Source organism: Curtobacterium sp. MCBA15_008 (genome assembly GCF_001865065.1).
Taxonomy (GTDB): Bacteria; Actinomycetota; Actinomycetes; order Actinomycetales; family Microbacteriaceae; genus Curtobacterium.
Genome location: NZ_MJGN01000006.1, coordinates 75,030 through 91,026, shown reverse-complemented (window position 1 = coordinate 91,026; position 15,997 = coordinate 75,030). Strand labels below are relative to the sequence as shown.

16 protein-coding genes are annotated in these 15,997 nt (G+C 72.6%); 11 read left to right on the top strand and 5 right to left on the bottom strand.

The window, feature by feature from the left end; genetic code table 11:
* Position 1: 1 nt before the first annotated feature.
* Positions 2 to 931, bottom strand: coding sequence for a carbohydrate ABC transporter permease (locus tag BIU96_RS03215; protein ID WP_071291165.1), 930 nt, complete (start codon positions 929 to 931; stop codon positions 2 to 4).
* Positions 928 to 1,941, bottom strand: coding sequence for a sugar ABC transporter permease (locus tag BIU96_RS03210; protein ID WP_254785924.1), 1,014 nt, complete (start codon positions 1,939 to 1,941; stop codon positions 928 to 930). Before BIU96_RS03210 ends, BIU96_RS03215 begins: the two co-directional genes overlap by 4 nt.
* A 115-nt stretch (positions 1,942 to 2,056) precedes the next feature.
* On the opposite strand from BIU96_RS03210, the gene BIU96_RS03205 reads away from it, so the two are divergent.
* The 6 genes from BIU96_RS03205 (at position 2,057) to BIU96_RS03180 (ending at position 8,799) form a co-directional block, all read left to right on the top strand.
* Positions 2,057 to 3,079, top strand: a complete 1,023-nt coding sequence (locus BIU96_RS03205) for a Gfo/Idh/MocA family protein (protein ID WP_071291164.1) — start codon at positions 2,057 to 2,059, stop codon at positions 3,077 to 3,079.
* Positions 3,076 to 4,101 (top strand): Gfo/Idh/MocA family protein, encoded by a 1,026-nt coding sequence (locus BIU96_RS03200; RefSeq protein ID WP_071291163.1) that lies wholly within the window; start codon positions 3,076 to 3,078, stop codon positions 4,099 to 4,101. The genes BIU96_RS03205 and BIU96_RS03200 overlap by 4 nt, the downstream gene beginning before the upstream one ends.
* A gap of 157 nt (positions 4,102 to 4,258) precedes the next feature.
* Positions 4,259 to 6,454: an acyltransferase family protein gene (locus tag BIU96_RS03195; protein ID WP_083402609.1), complete on the top strand. Its 2,196-nt coding sequence runs from the start codon at positions 4,259 to 4,261 to the stop codon at positions 6,452 to 6,454.
* A 112-nt stretch (positions 6,455 to 6,566) separates the two neighbouring features.
* Complete coding sequence (locus tag BIU96_RS03190) at positions 6,567 to 7,298, top strand: class I SAM-dependent methyltransferase (protein ID WP_071291161.1); 732 nt, start codon at positions 6,567 to 6,569, stop codon at positions 7,296 to 7,298.
* A gap of 45 nt (positions 7,299 to 7,343) precedes the next feature.
* The gene (locus tag BIU96_RS03185; protein ID WP_071291160.1) at positions 7,344 to 8,351 is read left to right on the top strand and encodes a LacI family DNA-binding transcriptional regulator; all 1,008 of its coding nucleotides are present in this window, start codon (positions 7,344 to 7,346) and stop codon (positions 8,349 to 8,351) included.
* A 61-nt stretch (positions 8,352 to 8,412) separates the two neighbouring features.
* Positions 8,413 to 8,799, top strand: a complete 387-nt coding sequence (locus BIU96_RS03180; RefSeq protein WP_071291159.1) for a VOC family protein — start codon at positions 8,413 to 8,415, stop codon at positions 8,797 to 8,799.
* A gap of 100 nt (positions 8,800 to 8,899) precedes the next feature.
* Here BIU96_RS03180 and BIU96_RS03175 read toward each other — a convergent pair whose 3' ends face one another.
* Positions 8,900 to 9,688, bottom strand: a complete 789-nt coding sequence (locus BIU96_RS03175; RefSeq protein WP_368072963.1) for an esterase/lipase family protein — start codon at positions 9,686 to 9,688, stop codon at positions 8,900 to 8,902.
* A complete protein-coding gene (locus BIU96_RS03170) occupies positions 9,685 to 10,488 on the bottom strand; it encodes an alpha/beta fold hydrolase (protein WP_071291158.1) in 804 nt (267 codons plus the stop codon). Before BIU96_RS03170 ends, BIU96_RS03175 begins: the two co-directional genes overlap by 4 nt.
* 104 nt (positions 10,489 to 10,592) lie before the next feature.
* Between BIU96_RS03170 and BIU96_RS03165 the strand changes: the two genes are divergently transcribed.
* From BIU96_RS03165 to BIU96_RS03155, 3 genes are all read left to right on the top strand, one after another.
* Positions 10,593 to 11,003: a hypothetical protein gene (locus BIU96_RS03165; protein WP_071291157.1), complete on the top strand. Its 411-nt coding sequence runs from the start codon at positions 10,593 to 10,595 to the stop codon at positions 11,001 to 11,003.
* 16 nt (positions 11,004 to 11,019) lie between these two features.
* Positions 11,020 to 11,568 carry a dihydrofolate reductase family protein gene (locus BIU96_RS03160; protein WP_071291156.1) on the top strand — a complete coding sequence of 183 codons (549 nt, stop codon included), beginning with the start codon at positions 11,020 to 11,022 and terminating at the stop codon, positions 11,566 to 11,568.
* A 69-nt stretch (positions 11,569 to 11,637) separates the two neighbouring features.
* Positions 11,638 to 12,972, top strand: coding sequence for an NAD(P)/FAD-dependent oxidoreductase (locus tag BIU96_RS03155; RefSeq protein WP_254785922.1), 1,335 nt, complete (start codon positions 11,638 to 11,640; stop codon positions 12,970 to 12,972).
* 139 nt (positions 12,973 to 13,111) lie between these two features.
* On the opposite strand, the gene BIU96_RS03150 is transcribed toward BIU96_RS03155, so the two are convergent.
* On the bottom strand, positions 13,112 to 14,017 hold the full coding sequence (locus BIU96_RS03150; RefSeq protein ID WP_071291154.1) for an SDR family oxidoreductase: 906 nt from the start codon (positions 14,015 to 14,017) through the stop codon (positions 13,112 to 13,114).
* Between the two features lie 94 nt (positions 14,018 to 14,111).
* On the opposite strand from BIU96_RS03150, the gene BIU96_RS03145 reads away from it, so the two are divergent.
* A complete protein-coding gene (locus BIU96_RS03145) occupies positions 14,112 to 14,684 on the top strand; it encodes a TetR/AcrR family transcriptional regulator (protein WP_071291153.1) in 573 nt (190 codons plus the stop codon).
* Between the two features lie 66 nt (positions 14,685 to 14,750).
* Positions 14,751 to 15,953, top strand: coding sequence for an acyltransferase (locus tag BIU96_RS03140; protein ID WP_071291152.1), 1,203 nt, complete (start codon positions 14,751 to 14,753; stop codon positions 15,951 to 15,953).
* Positions 15,954 to 15,997: the final 44 nt, after the last annotated feature.

Here is a 15,997-nt window from a genome sequence, read left to right as displayed (position 1 = left end):
TTCAGCCCTTCACCGCGCCGGTCAGGACACCCTTGGCGAAGTGCCGCTGCAGGAACGGGTAGACGATGAGGATCGGCACGATCGAGACGACGAGGATCGCCATCTGGATCGAGGCCTGCGGGGGCAGCGCGTCGGAGGACGTGCCGAGGTCGGCACCGCCGAGCTGCGCGTTGTTGATCACGTACGTGCGGAGCACGAGCTGCAGCGGCCACTTCGCGGTGTCGTTGATGTAGAGCAGCGCGTTGAAGAACGCGTTCCAGTACCCGACCGCGTAGAACAGGCCGATCACGGCGAGGACGGCCTTCGACAGCGGGAGCACGATCCGCCAGAACACGGCGAAGTCGCCGGCCCCGTCGATGCGGGCGGACTCGATGAGCTCCTTCGGGATCGCCATGAAGAAGGACCGCATCACGATGACGTTGAACGCGCTGAGGGCCGTCGGCAGGATGAGCGCCCAGTACGAGTCGAGCAGACCGAACTGCTTCACGACGAGGTAGTTCGGGATGAGCCCGGGGGCGAACAGCAGGCTGACGAGGACGAGGCTCAGCACGAAGCCCGACCCGTACGATCCCGGGCGGCTCAGCGCGTAGGCGAGCATCGCGGTCACGAACAGGCTGATGAGCGTGCCGACGACGGTGATCCCGATGCTGACGACCATCGCCCGGGTGACGACGCCGCCCGCGAAGATGCTCTCGTACGCGCCGAAGTCCAGGCCCTTCGGCCACATCACGAAACCGCCGGCGTCGTTCACCTGCGCGACCGGCGCGAGGCTCGTCGACACGATGCCGACGAACGGCAGGATCACGACGAGGCAGATCACGAGCAGGACGAACCCGGTGAGCAGCCGCCCGGGCAGCGGTGGCGCGTCGAGGACCGGGCGGCGGCGCGGCTTCTTCCGTCCGGGGACGGTCACGGTCTGCGTGGCGGTCATCGCGACTCCTTCTGGTAGACGCCCGCTTCGCCGAAGACGTGCGCGAGCTTGTTGGCGCCGAGGACGAGCAGGACGCCGACGACGCCCTTCACGAGGCCGACGGCCGCGGCGACGCCCCACTGCCCGCCGAGCACGCCGTTGTTGTAGACGTAGGTGTCGAGGACCTCGCTCGCGGCACGGCCGACGGCCTGCTGCTGCAGGAGGATCTGCTCGAACCCGACGGTCAGCGAGTCCCCGAGCCGCAGGATGAGCAGCAGGATGATGATGCCCCGCATGCCGGGCAGGGTGACGTGCCACAGCTGCCGCCAGCGGGAGGCGCCGTCCATCTTCGCCGCCTCGTACAGGCTGGCGTCGATCGAGCTGAGCACCGCGAGGAACAGGATCGTCGCCCACCCGGTGTCCTTCCAGATCACCTGGCTGGTGAGCAGCGCGATGAACCCGTTCGGGTTGCCGAGGAAGTCGATCGCGTCGCCGCCCGCGGCCCGGATCGCGTTGTTGACGAGCCCGGAGCCACCGAGGATCTGCTGGAACACCGCGACGACGATCACCCACGACAGGAAGTGCGGCAGGTACAGGATCGACTGCACGACGCCCTTGATCCGCTCGGACAGCAGCGAGTTGAGCATGATCGCGAGGATGATCGGCGCGGGGAACACGAACACGACCTGCACGAGGGTGATGAGCAGCGTGTTGCCGAGCGCGCGGAGGAACTCGGGGTTGCCGTCGAAGATCACCGAGAAGTTCTCGACGCCGACCCAGGGGCTCCGTCCGAGCGGGACGAACGGCAGGTACTCCTGGAACGCGATGAGGTTCCCGAGGAGCGGCAGGTACTGGAACGCCAGCAGCAGCGCCAGCCCCGGCAGCCCCATGAACAGCAGCACCTTGTCGCGCCGGATCCGCTGCCACCGGGTCCGGCGACGCAGGCCCGGATCGGGCGGCGGCGCGGCCCCTGGATCGTGGTGTGCAGCGGTCCGCGTGCGGTTCGTCGCGCGGTCGTCGAGCTTCGTCACTCGTTGGCCCCCTCCGTTGGATTCCTGGAGCGACCCTCGCGTTCATGGCAACCGTGCGGCAACCCGTTGCCAAACCTTTCCATCGTTGTAACGGTCCATCTCCTACGCTGGCCCCATGACGCTGCAGTCGACACCCCGCCCACGCAGGCGGATCGGTCTCGTCGGAGCGGGCGGCATCGCCGTCGCCCACGTCCCCGGGCTGCTCCGCCTCGGCGACGTCGTGGTGCACTCGCAGGAGGGCGCGCTCGCCCTCGCCGACGCCTTCGCCGACGAGGCGGCATCGGTCGGCAGCACGGTCACGGTCGCCGACTCCCTCGACGAACTGCTCGCCGCCGTCGACGTGGTGGACGTGGTCGTCCCCACCCCGGCGCACGCGGCGGTGGTCCGGGCAGCGCTCGCCGCCGGCAAGCACGTCGTGTCGGAGAAGCCCCTCGCCCGCACCGTCGCGGACGCCGACGACCTCGTCGCCCGCGCCGCCGACGCCGGGCTGCAGCTCTACCCGGCGCACGTCGTCCGGTGGTTCCCCGCGTACGCACGACTGCACGAGGCCGCCGCCTCGGGCGTGCTGGGCGAGCTCGCCGTCCTCCGGTTCTCGCGATCGGGAGCGTTCCCGACCCGCGTCGCCTGGTTCGGCGACCGCGCGCAGTCCGGCGGTATCGTGATGGACCAGATGATCCACGACCTGGACGCCGCGCGCTGGGTCGCCGGGGAGGTCGTCCGCGTGTCCGCCGTGTCCGTGCGCACCGGGGACGACGAGCACCCGGTCGAGGCCGCGCACGTGCTCCTCACCCACGCGTCCGGTGCGATCAGCCACGTCGCCGGGCTCTGGGGACCGCAGCACCTCGCCTTCACCACCGAGTACTCGGTGACCGGGACGCTCGGCAGCCTGTCGCACTCGTCCCTCGCCGAGGAGTCCACCCGCAGCGACCTCGCCGCACCGACCGCGGTGGACGGGTTCCTGCCCGCGGTCGACCCGGCGGAGGACCCGTACGCCCTCGAGCTCGCGGACTTCCTCGCCGCGTTCGACGGCGGCCCGCTCCCCCGCGTCACCGCGCAGGACGGCGCCGTCGCGGTCCGGGTCGCCACCGCCGCCCTCGAGTCGATCGAGTCCGGGCAGCCCGTGGAGGTGGCCCTGTGACGCTCCGGGTCGGCGTGCTGTCCTTCGCCCACACGCACGCGATCGGGTACCTGGCCGCGCTCGCCGCGATGCCCGACGTCGAGGTGCGCGGCGCCGATCCGGACGGCGTCTCCACCGGCACGACCGTCGGCGAACTGCGGGGCGCCGACCTCGCCGCCGCCCTCGGCGTCGGGTACGCGGACTCGTACGACGAGCTGCTCGCGTGGGCGCCGGACGCCGTGGTCGTCACGAGCGAGAACGCCCGGCACCGGGAACTCGTCGAGCTCGCCGCCGCGGCCGGCGCGCACGTGCTCTGCGAGAAGCCGCTCGCGACCACGTGGCAGGACGGGCTGGCGATGCGCGACGCCGTCGAGCGCGCCGGCGTCCTGCTGATGATGGCGTTCCCGGTGCGGTTCACCTCGGCGTTCGACCGGTTGCGCGCCACCCACGACTCGGGAGCCCTCGGCACCGTCTTCTCGGTGCGGGGTGCGAACACCGGCATGCTCCCGCGCACCCGCGACTGGTTCACCGACCCGGCGATGAGCGGTGGCGGCGCACTCGTCGACCACGTCGTGCACATCGCCGACCTGCTCGAGGGCCTGACCGGTGCCGCCCCGGTGTCCGTCACCGCGGTGGCGAACCGGGTCCTGCACGCCGACCGGGCCCGCGCGGAGACCGCCGGGCTCGTGACCGTGACGTACGACTCCGGGATGGTCGCCGCGATCGACTGCTCGTGGAGCCGACCGGACACATCGCCGGTGTGGGGCGGGCTGACCCTCGACGTCGCGGGCACGGGCGGCACCGTGTCGGTGGACTTCTTCGGCGCTGCGGCACGGGGGCTCGACGCGGCGCACGGGCGACCGATCGAGCTGCGGTACGGCGCCGACCCGGACGTGGCGATGCTCCGCGTGTTCCTCGACGCGGTGCGGTCCGGCGTGCAGCCCCAGCCGGACGTCGCCGTCGGGCTCCGCACGCTGTCGATCGTGCTCGCGGCACAGGAGTCGGAGCGGTCCGGTCGGACGGTCGCCGTCCCGTCGGCGTGACCCGCGGGGGCGGCCCCGCCGCGCACCGTCCAGCAGGTCGGTCTGGAGGCGCGTGGCGGCGCCGCCCCGCGCCTCCCGGATTCGTGTCGGCACCGTCCCGAGCGGTAGGTTCACAGGGCGCGGGCCCGACCGCGGACCGTGAAGCAAGGGGGGTCTCGTGACCGTCGCGCCGCCGCGCGCAGCGCGCCATGCACCCGACGCCCGCCACCGTTCACGACGGGTCACGAGCCATCGGGGTGCCGCGGCGTCCACCCGGAGCCTGCGACTCGAGATCCAGGCCGTCCGTGCCGTGGCCATCGCCGCCGTGGTGCTGTACCACCTGTTCCCCCAGGTGCTGCCCGGCGGCTACGTCGGCGTCGACGTCTTCTTCGTCATCTCGGGGTTCCTCATCACGGCCCACATCGCGAAGCCGCTCGCCACCGGCCGCTTCAGCTTCCGGGTCTTCTACGCCCGACGCGCCTGGCGGCTGCTGCCGGCGTCGATGGCCACGCTGTTCGTCACGGTGATCCTGACGGCGGTGTTCGTGCCCCGGACGCTCTGGAAGGACTTCACCGAGCAGATCATCGCGAGCGCGCTCTACGTCGAGAACTGGGCCCTCGCCGGCAACTCCGTGGACTACTCGGCGCTCGCATCGGACTCGAGCATCGTCCAGCACTTCTGGTCGCTGTCGACGGAGGAGCAGTTCTACGCCGTCTGGCCCCTCGTCCTCTGGCTCTGCGCGTTCCTGCGCTACCGGCGCCGCCGCCGGAGCGGCGTGTCCCTCGCACCGGCGATCGCCATCGCCCTCGGTGCGGTCTTCGTGCTGTCGCTGGCGTCGTCGATCTGGGAGACCGCGCACTCGCCGGCGTCCTACTTCCTCACCACGACCCGCGCGTGGGAGTTCGCCGCCGGCGGGCTGCTCTGGCTCGGCCTGCAGCGCGTGCGCATCCCCCCGCCGCTCGCGGCGACGATGAGCTGGGCCGGCCTCGCGCTGATGCTGACCACCGCGCTCCGGTTCGACGCGTCGACGCCGTTCCCGAGCTGGACGGCGATCGTCCCGATCACCGGCGTCGCCCTCGTCATCGCCGGCGGGATGCCCGAGCCACGGTGGGGTCCGGCGTTCCTGTACCGGCTGCGGAGCGTGCAGTGGCTCGGCGACGTGTCCTACTCGCTGTACCTCTGGCACTGGCCGCTGCTCATCGTCATGCCGTTCGTGATCGGGTTGACCGCGGGCGAGGCGACGCCGCTCTGGGCGAAGGGCATCGTCCTCGTCGTCGCCCTCGCGCTCGCGCACGCCTCGCGCCGGCTCATCGAACAGCCGGTGATCGCGTTCTCGACCGAACGGATGCGCGCGCCACGGCCGCGGCACCGCGGCATCCTCGTGCTGGCGATCGCCGGCATGCTCGTCGTGGCGCTGCCCGCGGCCGGCATGTACGGCAGCGTCGTGCGGGAGCAGTCGGCGAGCGCCGTCACCGGGGTCACCACGGCGTCCGACGGCACGCTCAGCAGCCCCGCCTGCTACGGCGCCGCAGCGATGCAACCCGGCGCAGACTGCCCGCAGGTGTCGCCGGACGACATCGCCCCGAGCCCGGTGCAGGCGGCGACCGACGACTTCGCCGACCACGCCGGCAGCGGCTGCCAGATCGCCGGCGACGACACCACCGTCAAGGCGTGCGAGGTCGGCGACCCCGACGGCACCGTCCGGGTCGCGATCGTCGGCGACTCGCACGCGGCCAACTACGTGCCCGCGCTCGAGCTGATCGCGAAGGCGAAGCACTGGAGCCTGACGACCTACCTGCACTCCGGCTGCCCGATGACCCGAGCGCTCATCACCGCGTCGTGCGACACCTGGAAGGCCGACACCCTCGATCGGCTCAAGCAGGAGCGCTACGACGTCGTCTTCGTCGCGGCCTTGTCCCGCACGCCGTGGCCGCACGGCCTCGTCCGGCACGCCGACGAGCTCACCCCGGCGATCCGCGACGACGCCGCGGCCGCCTACGCGACGACCTGGGTGCGGCTGCAGCAGGCCGGGTCGAGCGTCGTCGCACTGCGGGACAACCCCGACCCGGGCATCGGTGGGGTGTCGGACGTGCCGAGCTGCGTCGAGCAGCACGGTGACGGGTCGGCGTGCGACGTCAGCGAGGCCGACGCCCTGCTCGACGACCCGGTGGCCCAGGCCGCCCGCACGACACCCGGGGTCACGCTCATCGACTCGACCGCGATGTTCTGCGCGGACGGCACCTGCCCGGCCGTCATCGGCGGCGTCGTCGTCTACCGGCAGGTGCAGCACGTCACGCAGACGTACGCGCGGTCGATGGCGCCGTTCCTCGAGCCCGAGGTGACCGCGGCGGTCGAGGCGGCCCGCGCGCGCTGACCGGCACGGGTTCTCAGGGACCCGGGTCCGGGTTCTCGGGCTCGGGTTCGGGTTCTCGGGTTCGGGCTCGGGTTCTCGGGTTCGGGCTCGGGTTCTCGGGCAGGCTGGGGGCATGACCTTCGAGCAGCACGCGCGGTCGTTCGGGGCGGCGGCCGACGCCTACGAGCGAGGACGGCCCGGGTACCCGTCGGCGGCGGTCGAATGGCTCCTGCCGGACGACGCCGGACTCGTGGTCGACGTCGGAGCGGGTACCGGGAAGTTCACCCGGACCCTCGTCGGACACGCGCGTTCCGTGACCGCGGTCGAGCCGGACGCCGAGATGCGCGCGCGCTTCACCGCCGCCGTGCCCGACGTGCGGGTGGTCGACGGCTCGGGCGAGGCGATCCCCCTCGACGACGGGTCCGCCGACGCCGTGACCTTCGCGCAGGCCTGGCACTGGGTCGACCCGGCACGCGGTACCGCCGAGGTCGCACGCGTCCTCCGACCCGGCGGTGTGCTCGGCCTGGTGTGGAACGTGCGCGACGAGACCCGGCCGTGGTCCGCCCGGCTCAGCGCGCTCGTCCAGCAGCCGGAGTCACGGGTGATGGACCACGGTGCTCCCGTCGTCGGCGCCCCGTTCGCCGACGGCGGGTACGAGCGGTTCCGGTGGGTGCACGAGCAGGAGCGCTCGGCGTTCCTCGACATGGTGGCCTCGCGCAGCTACGTCATCGTGCGACCGGACGACGAACGGGCCGCACTGCTCGCCGCCGTGCAACGGCTGCTCGACCAGGACCCGGACACCGCCGGTCGCGACACCGTCCCCGTGGAGTACACGACGCACGTGCACCGGTACGTCCGGCCCTGACGCCCGGGTGCACCGTCCCCGCCCGCCCGCGCTACGCTCGTCCCGATGCGCGCAACCGTGCGGGACGTGGCCGCCCTCGCCGGGGTGTCGCCGAAGACCGTCTCCAACGTCATCAACGGCGGCGTCGTGGTGCGCCCGGAGACCCGCGAGCGCGTGGAGCAGGCGCTCGCCGAACTCGACTACGTGCCGAACCTGTCGGCGCGCGGCCTGCGGAACGGGCGGTCGGGCGCGATAGCGCTGACGCTGCCCGAGATGGCGAGCGCGTACTCCGCCGAGCTGGCGCAGTGGTTCGTGGAACTCGCCCGCGAACGCGGCTGGACCGTGCAGCTCGACCAGACCGGCAACGACCCGGCCCGTGAGCGGGACCTCGTCTCCCGTGCGCGCGCACACCTCGTCGACGGGCTGATCCTCAACCCGGTGTCGCTCAGCGCGAGCGTCCTCGCCTCGACCGAGGGCCTGCCGCCGACCGTCGTCATCGGCGAGGTCGAGCCCGAGCACGTCGACCAGGTGCACGTCGACAGTCTGGCGGCGTCCGAGCAGGTCACCGCGTACCTGACGGGACGGGGCCACCGTCGGATCGCGATCGTCGGCGCCGCGCGCGCCACCGCCCCCACGGCCACGAGCGAGCTGCGGGAGCGCGGGTACCTCGCCGGGCTCGCCGCCGCCGGCATCGACCCCGACCCGGCGCTCCGCGTTCCGCTGGCCGGCTGGACGACGAGCGAGGCCGCCTCGGCGTTCGCGACCTGGCTCGACGAGCACCCGCTGCCCGACGCCGTCTTCGCGTTCACCGACTCGATCGCGTTCGGCGTGCTGCACGTCCTCGCCGCCCGGGGCGTCCGGGTGCCGGAGCAGGTGAGCGTCATCGGGTTCGACGACGTCGACGGTGCCGCGTACGCGATCCCCGCGCTCAGCACGGTGTCGTTCGACCGTCGGGCCTTCGCGACCGCTGCCCTCGACCTGCTCACGCGTCGGATCGAGGACCGCGACGCCCCGCCCGAGACCGTCGTGATCCCGCACCGGATCGTCGAGCGCCAGAGCGTCGCGCCGCGCTGAGGTCCGCCCGCGCCCCGCTTCGTTCGAGGCCGTGGACGCCATGCGGCGTACGCTCCGCCGCATGACCGCCGCTGACCCGTCGATGCCGACGCTCTCCGCCACCGTGCTGCAGTCCCCGGACGCCATCGCCCTCGCCCGCTTCTACGGCGCGCTCACCGGCTGGACCGTGCACGAGGACGACCCGACCTGGGCGCGCGTCCGCCCCGAGGACGGCCCCGGGCTCTCCGTGCAGTACGAACCGGCGTACGTGGCGCCGACCTGGCCGGGCACCACGGAGGCTCCGGGCATGCAGCTGCACCTCGACTTCCAGGTGGAGGACCTGCCCGCCGCGGTCGCCCGGGCCGAGGGGCTCGGTGCCCGGCAGGCGGAGCACCAGCCGCAGGAGGACGTGCGCGTGCTGCTCGACCCCGACGGCCACCCGTTCTGCCTGTTCCTGCCCGGCGCCTGACCCGCAGGGCACCCCGAGTCTCGCTGGCGCCGCCGCCGGCGCCGCCCAGAGTTTCGCGCTGCGCGACAGTTCTCGGGCTGTTCGGCGCGAGAAGTGTCGCTCAGGCCGAATCTCGGGCACCCGGGGCGCCGCCGGCCCCCGGGACGCCGCCGGCGGGCGGCGCGTCCGCGGCGGCCAGCACGGCCTCGCGGGTCCGGGCGTCGCCGAGGATCCGGAAGTGCCCGCCGACCGGCACCCGCACGTTCGTCGCCCCGGCGAGCGCACTGCCCTCCGGGATGAGCGTGTCGAACACCCCGAACACCGAGGTGATCCGCGCGTTCGCGTCGAGCTCCCGCGCCAGCCCGGACAGCACCGGGTCCGCCGCGCGGAACGCCCGCAGGTGCCGCACCGGCGCGAGTCGCGCGTACCCGGAGCCCGCGAACGGCGTGGACACCGCCACCATCCGGTCGATCCGCCCGTGGTCGTCGAGGCGTGCCATCGCGTACTTGCCGATCAGCCCGCCCTTGCTGTGCGCCACGAGGAGCACGTTCTGCAGGCCGTGTTCCTCGAGGTACGCCAGCACCTCGTGCGCCGACTCGGGCACCGGCCGCAGGTTGTGCCGCAGCACCGGCAGCACGTGCACCGGATGTCCGCGGTCGTGCAGGGCGTCCATCAACGGGCGCATGAAGTGCCAGGTCTCGTAGACGCCCGGGACCACGACGACGGGCTGGCCGTCCCCGGTCCGGTAGTCGTCGGCGGTCGTGGGTCCGAGGCTCCGCAGCTGCCACCTGGCCGCGTACCACCAGTCGAGTGCGGCCCACCATCCGCGGCGCACCAGCGAGATCCGGACGGGAGGCGCGGTGCGGTCCGTGCGCGTCGGTCCGGCTCCGGACGTGGTCGCGTCCGTCATCGAAGTCCTTCCAGGGTCTGGTCGTCCGGCGTACGGCCGTCGGGCACGGGGACGGCCCGCAGACCGTCCAGGAGGCGGGCGACGGCCACCGGCTGGTGCTCCTGCACGTGGTGCGGCCCGGGGAGCTCGACCACCCTGCCGTCGGGTGCCGCCGCCGCGAGTCGTGCTGCCCAGTCGCGCCGCGCGATCGGGTCCCGGGTGCCGCGGACCACGAGGACGGGCTGCCCGACGTGCGGCAGGGTGTCCTCGAGGCGGTGCCGGAGCATGGGTCCGAGTTCGCGGAGGTACTGCGGCACGCTGCGGAAGTAGTCGGTGAGCACGACGGTGTTCATCCGGACGCCCTCGACCGTGCAGTCCCGCGCGAGGTCGAGCGCCTGCAGCACGGCCGACCGCCGACCCGGCACGACGACGGGCCCGATCAGCACCACGGACTCGACGGCCTCGGCGTGCCGACGAGCAGCCTCGGCGACGACCTGGGTCCCCATCGACTGCCCGACGAGCACGAGCGGACCGGCACCGCGCGACCGGACCGCTCGGACGACGAGGTCGGCGAGCTCCTCGATCTGCAGCCGGCGTCCGGCGCCGGGCACCCCGCCGAACCCGGGCAGGTCGACGCCGACGGTGCGGTGGGTGACCGCGAGCGCGCGCTGCGTCCGGCGGAAGGACCGGTGGGACATCCCGATGCCGTGCACCAGGACCACCGTCGGTGCGAGGTCGTCGTGGAGCCGTCCGGCCGGGGCCAGGGTGTGCAGGCGCACGGCCAGTCCGTCGACCGACACCGTCTCCACCTTCGCGCCCACGAGCCGAGGGTACGCGGCAGGTCCTGCACGCCCGCGTCCGCTCCACAGTCACGCGTCAGCCTCGTCATCACCCGTTGATAGGGAACCGGTGTGCACTCGTCCGCATGACCGAGGACTCCCCCACGACGCCCGCCGACCGCCCGACCGACGCCACGCCCAGCGGGTGGGCAGCCGCACCGGCCCCGACCTCCACCGCGACCTCCACGACCCCGCCGCCCCCGACGTTCGGCCCGTCCGGTCCGACGCCCTGGTACGGCACGGCTGCCGCGGCGCCGCGGACGGGACCCAAGCCGCCGTGGTTCTGGCCGATCGTCGCCGTGGCCGTCGGCCTCGCCGCGCTGCTCGTCGGCGGAGGCGTCGGCTTCGCCGTCGGGCACGCCATCGGGGGCGCCGGCCACGGGACGACGCAGGTCCCCGGCGCGAACGGCGGCGGCACCGGGCAGTTCCCCGGCGACGGCCCCCGGGGCGGCACGGGGACCGGATCCGACACGAGCGGTTCCGCTGGGAACAGCTGAGGGCTACGCTCCGGTCATGCGCAAGGTCACCGCAGGACTGTTCGCCTCCGTCGACAACGTCGTGCAGGACCCGTACACGTTCCAGTACGACTCCTTCGACGACGAGCTCGGGGCCGGGATGGGCGCGTTCATGGCCCGCACCGACACCGTGCTGCTCGGGAAGAACAGCTACCTCGAGTGGGCCGAGTGGTGGCCCGCCCACCCCGAGGACGGCTTCGGCCAGTGGATCAACCCGATCGAGAAGTACGTCGCGTCGACCACCCTCGGCGACGACCTGGCGTGGCAGAACAGCACGCGGATCACGGGCGACCTCGACGACTTCGTGCGCGACCTCAAGCAGCGCGACGGCGCGGACATCGCGGTCTGCGGCAGCGTGACCGTGGTCCGGCACCTGCTCTTCGCCGGCCTCCTCGACGAACTCCAGCTCATGGTGCACCCCGCGATCGCCGGCGCCGGCCGCAAGCTCTTCGAGCCGACCGACCCGCCCACGCGCCTGCGGCTGGTCGACAGCACCGTGACGAGCAAGGGGAACGTCCTGAGCACCTACGCACCGCTGGAGGCGTGACGGAACCGAGCCGCGCCTCCAGGCCGGCCCTGTGAACGGGGCGTTGGCGAACCGCGCGTACCCTCTGAGGTGACCATCTCACCAACCGAGGAAGCCGGAATCAGCATGCCCCAGGACACCCGCCCGCACGTCGTCATCGTCGGCGGTGGATTCGCCGGTGTCGCCGCGATGCGCGAGCTCGCCGACGCTCCGGTCCGGGTGACCCTGGTCGACCGCCACGTCTACAACATGTTCCAGCCGCTCATGTACCAGGTGGCGACCGGCGGCCTGAACGCCGGGGACGTGACGTACTTCCTCCGCAGCCTCCGGGCGAAGCAGAGCAACGCCGAGTTCCGACACGGCCTGCTCACCGGCATCCGCACGGACGAGCGCATCGCCGAGATGTCCGACGGCGAGCACCTGCACTACGACTGGCTCATCCTGGCGAACGGGGTGAACACCAGCTACTTCGGCACCCCCGGCGCCTACGAGTACGCGTACTCGATGTACTCCCGCTCGCAGGCCCTCCGGATCCGCGACGAGCTGTTCACCCGGCTCGAGGAAGCCGCGGCGAACCAGGGCCCCGACGAGATCAAGGTCGTCATCGTCGGCGGCGGTGCGACGGGGGTGGAGATGGCCGGTGCGCTCGCCGAGCTCCGCGACCAGGCCCTCGTCGGCGCGTACCCCGAGATCGAGCGGGGCAACATCTCGATCACCCTCGTGCACCGCAGCGGGGAGCTCCTCAAGCCGTTCGCCCCGCGGCTCCGGCGGTACGCGGCGAAGATCCTGCGGAAGCGCGGCGTCGTGCTGCGGCTGAACACGGGTGTCTCCGAGGTCAAGCCCGACGGCGTGATGACGGCCGAGGGCGAGTTCATCCCCGCGTCGCAGGTCATCTGGGCGACCGGTGTCGCCGCCCACAAGGAGGTCGCCGGGTGGGGGATGCCGCAGACCCACGGCGGACGCATCCAGGTGAACGACGACCTCAGCGTGAAGGGCGTCGAGCGGATCTTCTCCGCCGGCGACATCGCCGCACAGGACGACGCCCTCGCCCAGCTCGCACAGCCCGCGCTGCAGGGTGGCCGGCACTGCGCACGGCAGATCGTGCGGCGCGTCGAGGGCAAGCCGAGCGAGCACTTCAAGTACTTCGACAAGGGCACGATGGCGACGATCGGCACGAACGCCGCGGTCGCGCAGCTCCGAGGTGGCATCACGCTCGTCGGGCCGATCGCGTGGGCGGCCTGGGTGGCGGTGCACATCGCGTCGCTGCTCGGCAACGGCAACCGGCTGTCGACCCTGTCGCACTTCTTCGTCCGCTACCTGTGGTTCATGCGGAAGCGCTCGATCCCGATCGTGGGCGACGTCCGGCCGGTGCGCCCGAACGGGGACCGCGAGCCGGAGCCCTGGCAGATGCAGAAGGCCGAGTAGGCGCGGGTCTCGGGGCGCGCGCGGCACGGGGGGCGCGGGCGTCCGCCGGGGCGTCGGGGGAGCAGCAATCGTCGGGTCCCTCGATGGCACCCGACGATTTCTGTTCCCTCGACGGACCACGCAGCCCAGCGCGTGCTCGCTACGCCACCCGCACGGCGGAGTAGGCGCCTGCGGCGATGTCCTCGAGCAGCCCCGGTCCGGTCGGCTCCCACCCGAGGAGGTCGCGCGTGGCGCCGGACGTCGCGGACATCTCCATGCCGAAGAACTGCCCGATGAACCCGAAGTGGGACACCGCGTCGGCCGGGTCGACCGAGGTCACGGGCAGCCCGAGTCCCTCGCCGATGGCTTCGGCGATCGCCCGCGTCGGGATCGCGGTCTCGGCGACGGCGTGCAGCTTCGTGCCAGCGGGTGCCCGCTCGAGTCCGAGCCGGACGAGTCGCGCGGCGTCGGTGACGTGCACGGCGGCCCAGGTGTTCGTCCCCTCGCCGACGTAGCCGGACACGCCGGTGCGCTGCGCGGCGCCGACGATCGCGGCGATGAAGCCGTGGTCGCCGGTGCCGTGCGTGGTCGGGCTGAAGCGGGCGGCGATGCTCCGGACGCCCTGGGCGACGAAGTCGAGGGCACGGTTCTCGCTGCCGCCGCGCATGCTGTCCGGGCCGACGAAGGGGTTGGGGTCCTGCTCGTTCGCAGGTCGGCCCTGTGCGAGTCCGGCGACCCCGGAGGCGACGACGAACGGACGGTCGGTGCCGACGAGGGCCCCGGCGATGGTCTCGACGGCGGCACGCTCGCTGGCGTTCGTGGCGGCCGGGTTCGCCCAGTCGTGCTTGTTCGCGAGGTGCAGGACGCCCTCGGCCTCGGTCGCGCCGCGGCGGATCGCGTCGAGGTCGTCGAGGTCGCCGCGGAGGACGGTGACTCCCTTCGCCTCGAGCCCTGCGGCGGAGGCGTCGGACCGTGCGAGGCCGGTGACGGTGTGGCCGGCTGCGAGGAGGTCGTCGACGGTGTGGGAGCCGATCCATCCGGAGGCCCCGGTGACGAACACGTGCATGGTGAGTCCTTTCACGGGTGTCCACAACGTGATGTCATGAACTGACATCACCGTAGCACTCGATGTCAGCGACTGTCATCAGTAGACTTCGGCCATGGCCCGATGGCAACCCGGAACGCGAGAACGCCTGCAGGCGACGGCACTGCAGCTCTTCGCGTCTCACGGCTACGACCAGACGACGGTGGCCGAGATCGCCGCTGCCGCCGAGGTCACCGAGCGCACGTTCTTCCGGCACTTCGCCGACAAGCGCGAGGTCCTCTTCGCCGGGCAGGACGACTTCCTGGCGATGTTCACCGGTCCGATCGAGGCCGCCCCAGCCGACACCGCGCCGTTCGACCTCGTGCGGCTCGCGCTCGTCGCCAGCGGCGCGTTCTTCCCCGACGACCGCCGACCCTGGTCGAGGCAACGGCAGGTGATCATCGACGCGAACCCGGCCCTCGGCGAACGGGAACTCGGCAAGCTGGCGACCCTGAAGACACGGCTGGGCGAGGTCCTCCGCGCGCGCGGTGTCCCGGAGCCGGCCGCGACGATGGCAGCCGAGACGGCCGTCACGGTGTTCCACCTGTCGTTCGCGCAGTGGATCGCCGCCGACGAGGACCGGCCGTTCGCCGCCATCGCCGACGAGCGGCTCGACGCCCTGACCCGTCTGGTGCACCCCGGTCGTTGAGGCCGCTCTTACCTGCGGAGAGGACCCTGGTGGAGACCAGGCAGGCCGACCCCGCAGGGAGGGGACGTGGAGACGAGCACACTCGCGGCGGAGCGCTCGCGGACCAGACCCGCGCGCGGCGACACCCCGGCACGGCCGACCCCGCCGCCGCCGCTGACGCACCGCGCCCCGGCACTCGACGGCCTCCGCACGGTGGCGATCATGATCGTGATCCTCTACCACCTGCACGTACCGCAGTTCGAGGGCGGCTTCATCGGCGTCACCGTGTTCTTCGTGCTCTCCGGCTTCCTCATCTCGACGCTGCTGCTCGGCGAGCGTCGCCGCACCGGACGCATCCGGCTCGGGTCGTTCTGGACGAAGCGGCTCCTCCGCCTCTACCCGGCGCTGCTCGCACTCGTGGTCGTCGGGCTCGCGCTCTGGAACTGGGTGGGCGACTACAAGGGCGCGTCGTTCTCCCCGGGTGAGGCCGCGTTCATCGCCCTGAGCTACACCGGCAACCTGTTCCGGTCGTACTGGGACACCACGCAGGGCGTCTTCGCGCACACGTGGAGCCTGTCGATGGAGGAGCAGTTCTACCTCGTCTGGCCGCCCGTCCTCGTGCTGCTGCTCGCGGTTCGGTCGCGCCGACACTGGCTGATGGCCGGCCTCGGCGTCGTCATCGTCGCGGCGGCGGCGGCGTCGTGGGCGAGCTACCGCACGCCGAACGGCGGCGCCACCCCGGACGTGTACTTCTCCCCCGTGCTCGGCGTCGTGCCGCTGGCGACCGGGTGCCTGCTCGCGCTGCTCCTCGACGACGAGCGGGTCCGCACCTGGGCAGCCGGTATCGCCGGACACGTCGGCACCTGGGTCGGCCTCGCACTCCTCGTCGGCGTGCAGTTCTGGATCGACGACGACTGGACGCAGCACGCCTGGTCGTTCGGTGTCGTGCTGCCCGTCACCGGGCTCATCTCGGCGCTCCTGATCGGCGGGCTCGTGTCCGTCCGCTCGCCCGTGTCCGTCGCGCTCGCGTGGACGCCGGTGTCGTGGTTCGGGCGACGCGTCTCCTACTCGGCGTACCTGTGGCACCCGCTCGTGATCGCCCTGCTCGGCACCTTCGCGATCGGGCCGTGGGGGGACGTCTGGCTCGTCGCGGTCGCCCTGCTGGTGGCCGTCGGCGCCGCGTACGCCGTCGAGGTGCCGGTGGAGCGCGCACGGAAGCGGCTGCGCGAGGCGCGCCGCCTCGTCGCAGCCGACCGGACCGGCCGCGAGACGGCGGACGCGACCACCTGACCGACAGGAGGCGCGTGGCGGCCCCGCACTGTGCCTCCAGTCCG